Raw genomic sequence first — 13313 nt, forward strand, 5'->3', positions numbered from 1 at the left:
CCCGCCGCGGGGCTCTCACAGCCGGGCGATGTCGCGGACCGAGTAGCGGGGGGCGCGGCGGGGTGGGACGCGGCCCGAGAGGAGGAGGAAGCGGGCCGCGCGGTGGCGCTGGCCCTCGTACGGTGCGAGCAGCTCCAGCATCTCCTCGTCGGTGCCGCCCGTCCGCCCGGTGAGCGCGTAGACGGCGATGCGCGGCAGGTGCAGGTCGCCGAGGGTCAGCGCGTCGGGCGCGCCGTTGGACCGCTGCAGGACCTCCGCGGCGGTCCACGGGCCGATGCCCTGGACGAGCTGGAGGCGGTGCAGTGCGTCCGCGAGGTCCATGTCCGCCGCCTCCTCCAGGCGGCGGGCGACCCGGGCGGCGCGGACGACCGTGTCGGAGCGCTTGGCGTCGACGCCGGCGCGGTGCCACTCCCAGGACGGGATCATGGCCCAGCCGCGTGGGTCGGGCAGCACCCGCAACCGCTCGTGCGGGCCGGGCGCCGGCTCCCCGAACCGCTGGAGGAGCAGCCGCCAGGCCCGGTACGCCTCGTCGCTGGTGACCTTCTGCTCCAGGATCGAGGGGATGAGCGATTCGAGGACGAGGCCGGTGCGGGCCAGCCGCAGCCCGGGGTTGCGGCGGTGCGCCTCGTGGACGATCCGGTGGCGGGCCGTGAAGGCCGACGGGTCATCCAACTCCCCGAGGAGGGCGGGGAGTTGGTCCAGCATCCAGTCCGCGCCCGGACCCCATGCCTCGGCCTCGACACACGCCTCGGCGGCGCGCGCCGCGATCCGGATCGTCGCGGGACCGTCGGGCGTACGGGAGGCCCGCCAGACCGTGCCGCCCGCCACCCGGTACGCGGGGTCGCCCGGGCCGCGCCCCAGCACACCGAGGGTGCGCAGGAGGTCGTACGGGCCGGGCGGGGCCCAGGTGCGGGTGCGGGACATCCGTTCAGCGTACGGGAGCCGGGCGGCCCGGCGGCCGCCCGGCAGCGGCGGTCACGGAGTGGCGGTCGTCACGGGCCCGCCGGTCCTCGTCACGGGACCGCGGACGGTCCGCACGGGACCGCCGGCGGTCGTCACTGGTCGGACGAGAAGCGGACCGCGGCGGCCGGCAGGTCGGCGCCGCACCACACGCGGATGCCGTCCCGCAGCTCGTTGTCCGGGCCGACGGTGGCACCGTCGCCGATGACCGCGCCGGACAGGACCGTACGGGCGCCGATGCGGGCCCCGGCGCCGATGAGCGAGTCGTGGATCTGGGCGCCGGGCTCGACCACCGCGTCCGCCAGGACCGTGCTGCCCGCGATGCGCGCGCCCGCGCCCACCCGGGCGCCGCTGCCGACGACCGTGCCGCCGCTGAGCTTGGCGTCGGCCGCGACGTCGGCACCGTCCAGGACGAGGTGCTCGCCGCGCCGTCCGGGGACGGCCGGGGAGGGCGCGTGGCCCAGCACCAGGTCGGCGGAGCCGCGGACGAAGGCCTGCGGGGTGCCGAGGTCGAGCCAGTAGGTGGAGTCGACCATGCCCTGGAGGTGGGCGCCGGACTCCAGCAGGCCGGGGAAGGTCTCGCGCTCCACGGAGACCGGGCGGCCCTGCGGTATCGAGTCGATCACCGAGCGGTTGAAGACGTAGGCGCCCGCGTTGATCTGGTCGGTGACGATCTCCTCGGGGGTCTGCGGCTTCTCCAGGAAGGCGGTCACCCGGCCGGTGCCGTCGGTGGGGACGAGGCCGTAGGCGCGCGGGTCCTCGACCCGGGTGAGGTGCAGCGAGACGTCGGCGGACGTCTCCTGGTGGGTCCGCACCAGGGCCTCGATGTCGAGCCCGGTGAGGATGTCGCCGTTGAAGATCAGTACCGGGTCGTCGGGGCCCGAGTGCAGCCGGTGGGCGACGTTGCGGATGGCGCCGCCGGTACCGAGTGGCTCCTTCTCGGTGACGTATTCGAGATGAAGCCCCCATTCCGCCCCATCGCCGAAATACGGCTCGAAAACCTCGGCGAGGTAGGAAGTGGCCAGCACGATGTGCTCCACGCCCGCGGCGCGGGCCCTCGCCAGCTGATGCGTCAGGAACGGCACACCCGCGGCCGGGACCATGGGCTTGGGCGTGTGCACCGTCAGCGGACGCAGCCTGGTGCCCTTGCCGCCGACCAGAAGGATCGCTTCAGTCACCTTTGTCTTCTCTGCTTCCTGCTGGGGTCGGCCGGACGGCGGACCAGTGTAGGCAGACGGTTTGCCCGCTTTGCCAGCGGGCTTACCCGCCGGTAGGCGGGCTGTCCGGCGCCGCCCGGCCTGGGAGCCCGCGCACGTCACGGGCTCCGGTCCCGGGCCCTCAGCGCCCCTGGAAGCGGGCGGAGGCGGTACGCGCCGAGCCGAGTGTGCCGTAGAGCGCGGCACCCGGGCAGCTGGTCACGAAGCCGTCCTTGTGTCCGGAGATGACATTCAGCCGGACTTTGGTTCCCTTCTTGAAACGGTTGCCGCCTGCTGAGACCAGTGTGGCCTTGCCGTTCGGGTCGCGTCCGTACAGCCCGAGCTTCCAGGCGGTGAGCTTGCCGAGGGCGTCGACGGCGGGGGCCGGCGGCTTGGCCTTGTCGAAGGTGCCGATGACCGCGATGCCGGTGGTGTTGTTGTTGAAGCCTGAGGTGTGGGCGCCGATGACGGGCTTGGCGACACCGCCGGCCCGGCCTTCGAAGATCATGCCGCACTTGTCGATCATGAAGTTGTAGCCGAGGTCCCGCCAGTGGTTGCTCTTGACGTGGTAGCGGTAGATCCCGCGGATGATCGCCGCCGACTGGTTGCAGGAGTACGTGTTGCCGGTGGCGCTGTGGTGCACGAAGGCCGCCTTCACGGTCTTGGTGTACCCGAACTTCGGCTCCCGCAGCTTCTCGTCGGCGCCCCAGCCGGCCCGGGTGACGATCTGCGGCCGCGGCCCGTTGCGCGGCTCGCCCGCGGCCGCCTGGCCACGCTCCCCCTGGCCGGCCGCGGCGAGGTCGGCCTGCAGCCGGTTCGCCGGCGCGGCCGGGATCTCGGTCGCGCCCAGCGGCGCGAGCCCGGCGTTGGCGGCCGAGCTGTCGGCGGCCTGCTGCGTGGCGGAGGCCGGGACCGGGTCGCGCGGCTTGGCCGGGGAGCCGGGGTCGACCAGCTCCAGACGCATCCCGGCCGGCAGCTCGGTCACGGCCTGCCGGCCGGACTCGGGGGCGATCCGCATCTGCACCGCGTCGGAGTCGCCCACCCACAGCGGCGCCGTGCCGCCGCGCGGCTTGGCGCCGCGCTCCGGGGAGTCCGGGTCGGGCGCGTCGTCGTAGTGGGTCTGCACGTTCTGCCAGGCACCCCATCTGTGGCTGCCGGTGGCGCGGGTGCGGACCTGCGGCTGGCCGTGCAGTTCGGCCCGCGCGTCGTTCCAGACGACGCCGACGAGCGAGAAAGGCCGTACGTCCTTGACGGGCATGCCGAGGGGCGCGGCCTTGGCGGCGCGGCCCGAACTGCGGCCGGGCAGGACGCGGTCGCGGTCGCCGAGCGGGACGAGCGGCAGGGACTGGGTGCTTCCGGGGACGTCCGCCGGGGCGGCCTCGGGAGCGGCGGCTGCCGGGGCCTGGGCGGGGTTCGCCCCGGCCGGCAGCGCGAGCGGTACGACGAGGGCCGCGAAGGTCGCGGCGCCGAGCGAAGTGGCAACGAAGGCACGCATGCAAGCGATCGTGGGCGGAGTACGACAAATCCGCCATTCGGGAACTGACGCCCCATCGGCGCGTCGCGGCACCACGAGGAACGCCGGTACGCCGTACGGCGGCAGCCGGCCCGCGTAGGCTGACGGCGATGAACGCCACCGACCGAACCCCCGCCGACCTGCTGCGATCCGCGCTGGCCTCCGACCCGGCGCGGCCGCTCGTGACCTTCTACGACGACGCCACGGGCGAGCGTGTCGAACTGTCCGTCGCCACCTTCGCCAATTGGGTGGCCAAGACCGCCAACTACCTCCAGGACGAGCTGTCGGCCGAGCCCGGCGACCGGCTCGCGCTGCTGCTCCCCACGCACTGGCAGACCGCCGTCTGGCTGGTGGCCTGCTCGTCCGTCGGCGTGGTCGCGGACGTGGGCGGCGACCCGGCGGCCGCGGACGTCGTCGTCAGCGGCCCGGACACCCTGGAGGCGGCGCGGGCCTGCTCCGGGGAGCGGGTGGCGCTCGCGCTGCGCCCGCTGGGCGGCCGGTTCCCCGAGCCGCCGGCCGGCTTCGCCGACTACGCCGCGGAGGTGCCGGGCCAGGGCGACCGCTTCGCGCCGTACGCGCCGGTCGATCCGCAGGCCCCCGCGCTCGCCGTGGACGGCCGCGAGTTCACCGGCGCGGAGACCGTCACGGCGGCCCTGGAGCTGGCGCGGCTGCCCGAGCGGCAGCGGGTGCTGTCCACGCTGCCGTACGGCACCTGGGACGGACTGGCGTACGGGCTCTACGCACCACTGGCGACCGGCGGCTCGGTCGTCCTGTGCCGCAACGCGGACCGGCTCGACGACGGCGGACTGGCCAGGCGCAAGGAGGCCGAGCAGGTCACCGTCGTCGCGCCCGCCGGGGACTGAGCCCCCGGCCAGGCGTCCGGCACGTCGCCCGACCGGCCCAGTCGGCGCCCGCAGCGGGCGCCGATCCGTCCCGCGCGGCCGATGATCGTGGAGAGGTACAACCCTGCGCGGGACTCGGCCGTCTGCCGGGGTACCGGGGTCCGGGTACACCGCCCGGGCCGCGGCACCGAGTGACCGGCCGTACCCCGTGCGGCCGACGCACGAGGGGTGGACGCTGCCGTGGAGCACAGGCCGGAGATCCCCGAAGAACTGCAGCGCTGCAACGAGCGGCCGGCAGCCGGCGACGGCCGGCCGCCGCGGCGGCGGTGGCTGCGCAGGACCGCGGTCGGCACGGGCGTCGCCGTGCTGGGCGCGGGCGCGCTCGGCTGGCTGGCGTACGACAAGCTCAACGGCAACATCACGGCCGACTCCGACACCGCGGCCAAGCTGCGCGAGTACGAGGCCGAGCGGCCGCCGGCCTCGGCGGAGAACGTGCAGAACATCCTGCTCATCGGCTCGGACAACCGCGGCGGCGGGAACCGGAAGTACGGCGCCGACGACGGCACCCAGCGCTCGGACACCACGATCCTGCTGCACCTGGCGGCGGACCGGAAGAGCGCGACGGCGGTCAGCATCCCGCGCGACCTGATGGTGCAGGTGCCGCGCTGCACCAAGCGGGACGGCAGCCGCACCCAGCCGGTCTTCACGCAGTTCAACTACGCGTTCGAGGCGGCGGGACCGGCCTGCACGATCCGTACGGTCGAGCGGATGACCGACATCCGCGTCGACCACCACATGATCCTGGACTTCACCGGCTTCACGCACATGGTGGACGCGGTGGACGGGGTGGAGGTCTGCCTGCCGGAGGCCGTGGCCGACCAGGACTCGCACCTGAACCTGGCGGCCGGGCGCCATGTGCTCCGGGGCGAGCAGGCGCTGGGGTACGTACGGGCCCGCAAATCGCTGGGCAACGGCAGCGACACCCAGCGGATGGCGCGCCAGCAGCAGTTCCTGGCGGCACTGGTGAAGAAGGTGCAGGGCAACGGCGTACTGCTCAATCCCACACGCCTGTACCCGCTCCTGGACGCCGCGACGAGCTCCCTCACCACCGACGAGGAGCTGGCGTCGCTGAAGGGCCTGTTCAACCTGGTGCGCAGCGTCCGGGACATTCCCACGGAGAAGATCCGCTTCCTGACGGTTCCCCGGCAGGCGTACGCGTACAACGTGAACCGCGACGAACTGGTACAGCCGGACGCCGGGCAGCTCTTCGCGCGACTGCGCGCCGACCGACCCGTTCCGGTACGGCCGGCGCCGACAGAACCGGCGGACACCACCGAATACGACGACCCGGCCAAAGACCTGCAGACCGGGCGGACGGATGCCCGCGGCGCCGGCCGTTCGAACAGCGGGGACGAAGCTGACAAGCCCGACCATCCTGAATCGGCCACGCCCGGGCCCGTGACCACCTTCCGGGGAACCACAGCAGATCGGGGCATCTGCCGCTAAAACCCACGCAAAGGGTGGATCAAGGACACGAAGGTATTGGGTGGATTGCCCAGTTGTAGGGACGTGGAATTTGTCACGGGCGTCGCTTGACGCTGAACTGGGCGGATAGTGTGAGCGATCCGGTCCGCAAGACTGGCTGACCGCGCACTGCAATCCGACCGACCGAGCGCCTTGAGGGGGCAGGCGCCGCGTGGCACCGACGGAGGACTCAAGGCACCGTGGACGCGCAAGGCCGTGGGCAGGCGGGCGACATCGATCCCGCCGATCAGTGGGTGTTCGACCCGAACACCGGCAACTACGAACTGCGACTGGATGCTGGCGCAAAGTCAGCCCCCAGGCAGGGCGGCCGGAGAGCCGAAGCCCCCTCCGCGACTCCCACCGAAAGTGGCCGGAAGCAGCGGCGCGCGCAGGAGCGCGGCCGAACGGCCGGATCCGACGGTGACACACCGACCCGGGAACTGCCCGCGCAGCGCAACCGCCGGGCCGGCGGCCGCACGGGACACCGCTCGGCGGCGGCCGCCGCGCCCGCGGCGAGCACCGGCCGCCGCAAGCCCAAGCCGAAGGCGTCGAAGAAGAAGAAGGCGCTGTACTGGGGCGCGGGCACGATGGGATTCGTGCTGGTCGCCGGCTGCACGGGCGCGTACTTCGTCTACCAGCACCTCGACGGCAACATCTCCAAGGTCGACGTCGGCATCAACAACGAGGCGGTCACCGACGGCCCGGTCAACATCCTGATCATGGGAACGGACTCCCGTGAGGGGAAGGGCAACGACGGCTACGGAGACCTGGGCAGTGTCGGCCACGCCGACACCACGATCCTGATGCACGTCTCCGCGGACCGGACGAACGCCACCGCGCTGAGCATCCCGCGCGACATGATCACCGACATCCCGGACTGCCCGACCACGCAGAAGGACGGGTCGAAGAAGGTGATCCCCGGTCAGCAGGGGGTGCGCTTCAACACCAGCCTCGGCCAGGAGGGCCGCGACCCGGGCTGCACCTGGCGGACCGTCCAGAAGATGACCGGCCTGAAGATCAATCACTTCATGATGGCGGACTTCAACGCCGTCAAGGAGCTGTCCACCGCGGTGGGCGGCGTCGAGGTCTGCGCCGGCAAGGACATAAACGACCCCAAGTCGCACCTGAAGCTCAAGGCCGGCAAGCACGTCGTCCAGGGCGAGCAGGCGCTGGCCTTCGTACGGACCCGGCACACCGTCGGCACCGGCAGTGACCTCAGCCGCATCGAACTGCAGCAGCAGTTCCTCAGTTCGATGATCCGCAAGATGAAGTCGGACGACACGCTCAGCAACCCGAGCAAGCTGTGGAAGCTGAGCAACGCCGCCACCAAGGCGCTCACCGTCGACACCGGCATCGGCACCGCGAGCAAGCTGATGGACCTGGCCAAGGACCTCAGCCGGGTGGACGTCAAGAACGTCACCTTCGCGACCGTGCCGGTTCTGGACAACCCTGAGGACCCCGCGACCGTCATATTGGATGAGGCCAAGGCCGAACCGCTGTTCAAGATGGTCCAGGCCGACCACTCGCTCACCAAGACGAAGAAGAAGGAAAAGAGCAAGAAGAAGGCAGAGCCGGTCACCAAGGCTCCCGCGGCCGAGGTCCGGGTCGACGTCTCCAACGGCGGCGGCCCGCTGGGTGCCGCCCAGGAGACCGTCGACTGGCTGCAGAACGACAAGGGCGCGCCGCTGTCCACCAACGCCGGCAACGCGCCCACGACGCTCGACACGACCCGCCTGGAGTACGCGCCCAACCAGGCCGGCCAGGCCGCCACCCTGGCCGAGTGGATGGGCCTGCCCAAGTCCGCGATGAAGCAGACGACGGGCGACGCCGGTCCGAAGGTGCCGATGAAGCTCATCCTCGGCAAGGACTTCACCGGCGCCGGCCAGCCGGTCGAGGCGCCGACGAAGACTCCGGACGGGGTCCAGAACGTCAACGCGGACAACAAGAACGTCTGTGCCAAGTAAGGGCACGCAGGACCAGTAACAACAGCGGAACCAGTACCACCAAGTGAAGACCGAATCCGGCCGCCCTGCCAGGCCGCCGAGCGCACCACCGGACGGAAAGAACGGGGAGGGGCAGCCGATGCGGCAGAGCAGTGTGCGGGGTGACCGACCACGCCGACACCAGCCCGACGCCCAGGAGTTGGGCTGGGACGACAGCCTCTACGAAGGCCGCAGCGACGGGCAGCACGGGGAGGGCGGTGCGGCCGGCACCGCCGAGCCCGCCGGCCGCGGCAGGCGCAAGCGCCGAAGAGGCCGCCGGGTCCTGCGCTGGACCGCCGGCATCGCCGCGCTCCTCGTGCTCGGGACGGCGGGCGCCGGTTACCTCTACTACGAGCACCTCAACGGAAACCTGCGCAAGGGCGCGCTCGACCTCGGCGCCGGCGGGCTGAAGAAGCCCGAGCCCAACGCCTTCGGCCAGACCCCGATGAACATCCTCCTGCTCGGCTCGGACAGCCGGAACAGCAAGGAGAACCTCGAGCTGGGCGGCGCGAAGGCCGACGTGGGCCGCAAGCCGCTGGCGGACGTGCAGATGCTGCTGCACGTCTCCGCCGACCGCTCCAGCATGTCGGTGCTCTCGATACCCCGCGACACCCGCGTGACCATCCCCGAGTGCACCGACCCCAAGAGCGGCGAGAAGTACCCGCAGACCACCGGGCCCATCAACCAGTCGCTGCAGCACGGCGGTCCGGGCTGCACGGTCGCCACCTGGAAAGAGCTGACCGGCATCTACATCGATCACTTCATGATGATCGACTTCGCTGGTGTGGTGGACATGGCCGACGCGGTGGGCGGGGTCCCGGTCTGCGTCGACGGCAACATCTACTCGCACGACAGCAAGGGCCACGGCAGCGGGCTGAAGCTGACCAAGGGCGAGCACAACATCAAGGGCGTACAGGCGCTCCAGTGGCTGCGCACCCGCTACGGCTTCGAGGACAACACCGACATCGGCCGGGCCAAGGCCCAGCACATGTACATGAACTCGATGATCCGTCAGCTCAAGTCGAGTGCCAAGCTCACCGACGCGGGCAAGCTCCAGGCGCTGGCGGAGGCCGCCACCAAGGCACTGACCGTGGACGAGGGGCTCGGCTCCGTCAAGAAGCTCTACGACCTCGGCGGCGACCTCAACCGGGTACCGGTCAAGCGGATCACCATGGCGACCATGCCGTGGTCGTACGGCCCCGGCGAGTCCTACGTCATCCCCAAGCCGGGCGAGGCCGAGCAGGTGTTCGCGATGCTGCGCAACGACACCGCGCTGGACGGCAAGGACAAGAAGACGAAGAAGCCCGCGGCCGACCCGAAGGCCACGACGCCCGAGGACCAGCTGCAGATCACCGTGCAGAACGGCACCAACGGCGCGATCCAGGGCCCGGTGGTGGGCCGCGCGAGCCAGGTCCAGGCGCGGCTCGCGGCGCTCGGCTACACGGCCGCCGGCACCGACGCCACGCTCATCGCCCAGGCCGACACCACGATCACGTACGGGGGCAAGGACGCCGAGGGGGACGCGCTGGCCGTCGCCAAGGCGCTCGGGCTGCCCAAGAGCGCGGTGAAGGAGTCCAGTTCGGCCCAGGGCATCCGGCTGATCGTCGGCAACGACTGGCGTACCGGGACCTCGTACCCGAAGGCGGCCGGCGGCAAGCAGCAGGCGGACAAGGCCCCGGAGAGCGCGGACGCCCTCAACGGCGAGGACAAGAAGGCGTGCATGAAGGTGAACCCGGACTACACCTTCTGACGCCCGGCCCGTGGAACGACGGCGGCGGCCGGGTCCCCGAGGGGACCCGGCCGCCGCCGTTGCGTGTGCGGCCGCCTACGCGGTCTCGGCCGGTGCCGTCACCGCCGGGCGGCGGCTGGCGATGACCTTCTTGGCCAGCGACCGCGGGCTGGTGAGGAAGCCCCATCCCCACGACATGTGCATGGTCGCCAGCGCGACCGGGATCTGGGCGCGGGCCTTGAGCGACAGGCCCTTGCCCGCCGGGACGGAGCCCGCCAGGATCGCCGCGAGGTAGGCCCCCGGAACGACGAAGCCCCACGGCGTCACCGCGGCGCCGACCACGACGCCCGCGGCGATCGCGCAGACCGCCGTCGGCGGGGCCAGGTAGCGGGCGTTGATCGAGCCGGAGTGGTAGCGGGCGACGACGTGCCGCCATTTGCCGTAGTCCTTGTACTGCTTGGCCAGCGCCTTGATGCTGGGCCGCGGGCGGTACTGCACCTTCAGCTCGGGCGAGAACCAGACCAGCCCGCCCGCCTCGCGGATGCGGAAGTTCAGCTCCCAGTCCTGGGCGCGGATGAACTCCACGTTGTACCCGCCCTGCTGCTCCAGCGCCTCGCGCCGGAAGACACCCAGGTAGACGGTCTCGGCCGGGCCCGCCTGGCCGCCGGTGTGGAACGCCGCGTTGCCCACGCCGATCTTGGAGGTCATGGCGGCCGCGACCGCCTCCTCCCAGGCGTTCTCGCCCTCGGCGTGCATGATGCCGCCGACGTTCTGCGCGCCGGTCTCCTCAAGGAGGCGCACGGCGGTCGCGATGTAGTTGCGCGACAGCATGCCGTGGCCGTCGACCCGCACCACGACGGGGTGCCGGGACGCCTTGATCGCGGCGTTCAGCGCGGCGGGCGTACGGCCGGTCGGATTGGGCACGGTGTGCACCCGCGGGTCCTCCCGTACCAGCTCGGCGGCGATCTCGTCGGTGCGGTCCGTGGACGGCCCGAGCGCGATCACCACCTCCATCTCGCCCTCGTACTCCTGCTCCAGGATGTGGCGCACGGAGTTGCGCAGATGACGTTCCTCATTGAGCACCGGCATGATCACGGAGACCGCGGGGTGCCGGCTCGGCGTGGCGTGGGTGTCGTTCATCAGAGTTCACGTTACCGCGAACGGGCGTACGGGCCTGACGGCAGCCGAGTGGCGCCGTGGACGGGAGCGGCGTGTGATGACAGTCAGCCGATCATATCGACGTACTGTCGTCCGTCCCCTGCTCCTACGAGGAGGTGCCCCGTCCATGCCCCCACCGCCCCGCACCCTCCCTCTCCCCGCTCCACGCAGGCGGCGCCGGCGCGCACGGTGGATCGTGCGGATCGCCGCTGTCGGCTCCGTCACCCTGCTGGCCGCGAGCGGCATCGGACACGCGATGGTCACCGGGGTCGACGAGGGGATCGCCCGGGTGGACGCCTTCAAGGGCATGGACCACCGGCCGAAGCCGGTCACCGGGAACGGGATGAACTTCCTGGTCGCGGGCACGGACGGCCGGGACCGGCTGTCGAAGGCGGAGAAGGACCGGTACCACCTCGGCGGTGAGCCCTGTCACTGCACCGACACGGTCATGCTCGTCCACCTGTCGGCGGCCAGGGACCGGGCCAGCGTGATCAGCCTGCCCCGCGACTCCTACGCCGAGGTGCCCGAGTACCAGGACGAGAAGACCGGGCGGACGGTCCCGGCCCACCCCGTCCGGCTGAACGCGGCGTACGCGGAGGGCGGCCCGAACCTCACCGTCCGTACCGTCGAGCACATGACCGGCGTGCACATCGACCACTACCTGGAGGTCGACTTCACCAGCTTCATGAAGACCGTGGACGCGGTCGGCGGCGTGCCGGTGTGCACCAGCTCACCGCTGAAGGACCGCTACACCGGGCTCGACCTGCCGAAGGGCCGCAGTGAGCTGAACGGCGGCGAGGCGCTGCAGTACGTACGCGCCCGGCATCTCGACGGCGGCTCGGACCTGGGCCGTATGCAGCGGCAGCAGCGCTTCCTGGTCGGCCTGCTGAACCGGATCACCGACTCGGACGCGCTGATGAACCCCGTGACGTTCAAGCGGATCAGCTCGACCGTGCTGGGCTCGCTGCGCGCCGACGCCGGCTTCGGCCCGCGGGAGATGGTCGCGCTCGGCCAGGCGCTGCGCGGCTTCAAGCCCTCGTCCTCGGAGTTCGCCTCCGTCCCCGTCGGCGACATCAGCTACACCGTGCCGAACCTCGGCTCGACGGTGAAGTGGGACGAGGAGCGGGCGGAGCAGCTCTTCGAGGCCGTCCGCGCGGACCGCCCGCTGGCCGTCCACAAGAAGCGCAAGCACCGCGCGACCATGGTCGAGGTGGCGCCGGAGGAGGTCCGGGTCCAGGTCGACAACGGCACCCGCATCCGCGGCCAGGCCGCGCGGACCGACGAGGCGCTGCGGAAGAACGGCTTCGCGACCACCGGTACGCCCCGCAACGCCCCGTCCCCGGCCGAGCACACCGAGATCGCCTACGACCCGCGCTGGAACCGCTCGGTGCGGACGCTGGCCGCCGCGCTGCCCGGCGCGGAGCTGCGCGAGGTGCCCGGGCAGGGGCCGGTGCTGCGCGTCACGCTCGGCCCCGACCACAAGGACGTGCACAAGGTGCGCACCGAGACGTCCTCCCCCGGCTCCGAGGACGTCGAGGCGGTCACGGGGGACGAGGAGGATTGCCGGTGACCGCTCCCGGGCGCCGCTGACCGCTCCCGCCCGGGGCAGCGGGGTCAGCTCTCGTCGACGCCGTCGGCGGCGCGGCGCTCGCGCAGCTCCTTGATGGCGCGGCGGCGGGCGAGCCGGTGCGTACGGCGGATCTGCGCCTCCTGGTAGCGGCGCTTGTCGCGCTCGGTCTCGGGGATCACCGGCGGGACCGGGCGCGGCTTGCCGTTCTCGTCGACGGCGGCGAAGACCAGGTAGGCGGAGCCGACCTGCTGGGCGGGGGTGGACTCGTTCCAGCGCTCGGCCAGTACCCGTACGCCGACCTCCATGGAGGACCGGCCGGTCCAGTTGACCTGGGCCTTCACATGGACCAGGTCGCCGACCCTGACCGGCTCCAGGAACGCCATCTCGTCCATGGAGGCGGTGACGGCCGGGCCGCCGGAGTGCCGGCCGGCCACCGCGCCCGCCGCGTCGTCCACCAGCTTCATGATCACGCCGCCGTGGACCGTGCCGAGGAGATTGGTGTGGCTCGCGTCCATGATGTGGCTGAGCGTGGTGCGCGAGACGGAGGTGGGCTTGCCCGGAAGGCTGCCCTCGGGGCCGTCGGTGACGAGATCGGTCATACGTCCACCCTATGCACCGCGTACCGCGCCTTCCGCCCGAGACGGTCCCGGGCGGCCGCCTCTGTCACGATTCGTCCGCAGACCGCCGGAAACCCGCGCCCCACCCGTCCCGTATCTCCTCATCCACGCGGCCTCGGGGCAATGCTCACGCCCTCCCCCTTATGCCGTACCGCTTTGCATCAGCTCTGCAACAGCCGCGGTCCGATCATGTACCCGCCCTGTATGGCGGGGCCGACGGGC

General features: G+C 71.9%; 10 protein-coding genes. 5 read left to right on the forward strand and 5 right to left on the reverse strand.

Annotation, left to right across the window (positions count from 1 at the left end; genetic code table 11):
* Nucleotides 1–15: 15 nt before the first annotated feature.
* The 3 genes from AAC944_RS15190 to AAC944_RS15200 all read right to left on the reverse strand — a co-directional run bounded on the left by AAC944_RS15190 (nucleotide 16) and on the right by AAC944_RS15200 (nucleotide 3651).
* Nucleotides 16–924 (reverse strand): DNA-3-methyladenine glycosylase family protein, encoded by a 909-nt coding sequence (locus AAC944_RS15190; RefSeq protein ID WP_030623932.1) that lies wholly within the window; start codon nucleotides 922–924, stop codon nucleotides 16–18.
* 131 nt (nucleotides 925–1055) lie between these two features.
* Nucleotides 1056–2138 carry a mannose-1-phosphate guanylyltransferase gene (gene manB, locus AAC944_RS15195; RefSeq protein WP_030623935.1) on the reverse strand — a complete coding sequence of 361 codons (1083 nt, stop codon included), beginning with the start codon at nucleotides 2136–2138 and terminating at the stop codon, nucleotides 1056–1058.
* A 160-nt stretch (nucleotides 2139–2298) separates the two neighbouring features.
* Nucleotides 2299–3651, reverse strand: coding sequence for a peptidoglycan recognition protein family protein (locus tag AAC944_RS15200; RefSeq protein WP_030623938.1), 1353 nt, complete (start codon nucleotides 3649–3651; stop codon nucleotides 2299–2301).
* Nucleotides 3652–3779: 128 nt separating this feature from the next.
* Here AAC944_RS15200 and AAC944_RS15205 point away from each other — a divergent pair, with 128 nt between their 5' ends.
* The 4 genes from AAC944_RS15205 (at nucleotide 3780) to AAC944_RS15220 (ending at nucleotide 9767) form a co-directional block, all read left to right on the forward strand.
* The gene (locus AAC944_RS15205) at nucleotides 3780–4532 is read left to right on the forward strand and encodes a TIGR03089 family protein (RefSeq protein WP_030623940.1); all 753 of its coding nucleotides are present in this window, start codon (nucleotides 3780–3782) and stop codon (nucleotides 4530–4532) included.
* 219 nt (nucleotides 4533–4751) lie between these two features.
* The gene (locus tag AAC944_RS15210; RefSeq protein WP_196943348.1) at nucleotides 4752–6017 is read left to right on the forward strand and encodes an LCP family protein; all 1266 of its coding nucleotides are present in this window, start codon (nucleotides 4752–4754) and stop codon (nucleotides 6015–6017) included.
* A gap of 218 nt (nucleotides 6018–6235) precedes the next feature.
* Entirely contained in the window at nucleotides 6236–7999 is a 1764-nt protein-coding gene (locus tag AAC944_RS15215; protein WP_030623945.1) for an LCP family protein, read from the forward strand.
* A gap of 118 nt (nucleotides 8000–8117) precedes the next feature.
* Nucleotides 8118–9767: an LCP family protein gene (locus AAC944_RS15220; RefSeq protein ID WP_030623948.1), complete on the forward strand. Its 1650-nt coding sequence runs from the start codon at nucleotides 8118–8120 to the stop codon at nucleotides 9765–9767.
* A gap of 75 nt (nucleotides 9768–9842) precedes the next feature.
* Here AAC944_RS15220 and AAC944_RS15225 read toward each other — a convergent pair whose 3' ends face one another.
* Nucleotides 9843–10886, reverse strand: coding sequence for a glycosyltransferase family 2 protein (locus AAC944_RS15225; RefSeq protein ID WP_368397198.1), 1044 nt, complete (start codon nucleotides 10884–10886; stop codon nucleotides 9843–9845).
* Between the two features lie 145 nt (nucleotides 10887–11031).
* Between AAC944_RS15225 and AAC944_RS15230 the strand changes: the two genes are divergently transcribed.
* Nucleotides 11032–12474: an LCP family protein gene (locus AAC944_RS15230; RefSeq protein WP_030623954.1), complete on the forward strand. Its 1443-nt coding sequence runs from the start codon at nucleotides 11032–11034 to the stop codon at nucleotides 12472–12474.
* Between the two features lie 44 nt (nucleotides 12475–12518).
* Here AAC944_RS15230 and AAC944_RS15235 read toward each other — a convergent pair whose 3' ends face one another.
* Nucleotides 12519–13073 (reverse strand): acyl-CoA thioesterase, encoded by a 555-nt coding sequence (locus AAC944_RS15235; protein ID WP_030623957.1) that lies wholly within the window; start codon nucleotides 13071–13073, stop codon nucleotides 12519–12521.
* Nucleotides 13074–13313: the final 240 nt, after the last annotated feature.

The sequence above is a fragment of the Streptomyces sclerotialus genome (assembly GCF_040907265.1).
Lineage (GTDB): Bacteria > Actinomycetota > Actinomycetes > Streptomycetales > Streptomycetaceae > Streptomyces > Streptomyces sclerotialus.

What these genes read in the sequence shown, in the direction of transcription:
- AAC944_RS15190 (WP_030623932.1), bottom strand. Translation starts at nt 924, where the DNA reads ATGTCCCGCACCCGCACCTGGGCCCCGCCCGGCCCGTACGACCTCCTG.
- AAC944_RS15200 (WP_030623938.1), bottom strand. Translation starts at nt 3,651, where the DNA reads ATGCGTGCCTTCGTTGCCACTTCGCTCGGCGCCGCGACCTTCGCGGCC.
- AAC944_RS15205 (WP_030623940.1), top strand. Translation starts at nt 3,780, where the DNA reads ATGAACGCCACCGACCGAACCCCCGCCGACCTGCTGCGATCCGCGCTG.
- AAC944_RS15220 (WP_030623948.1), top strand. Translation starts at nt 8,118, where the DNA reads ATGCGGCAGAGCAGTGTGCGGGGTGACCGACCACGCCGACACCAGCCC.
- AAC944_RS15225 (WP_368397198.1), bottom strand. Translation starts at nt 10,886, where the DNA reads ATGAACGACACCCACGCCACGCCGAGCCGGCACCCCGCGGTCTCCGTG.
- AAC944_RS15230 (WP_030623954.1), top strand. Translation starts at nt 11,032, where the DNA reads ATGCCCCCACCGCCCCGCACCCTCCCTCTCCCCGCTCCACGCAGGCGG.
- AAC944_RS15235 (WP_030623957.1), bottom strand. Translation starts at nt 13,073, where the DNA reads ATGACCGATCTCGTCACCGACGGCCCCGAGGGCAGCCTTCCGGGCAAG.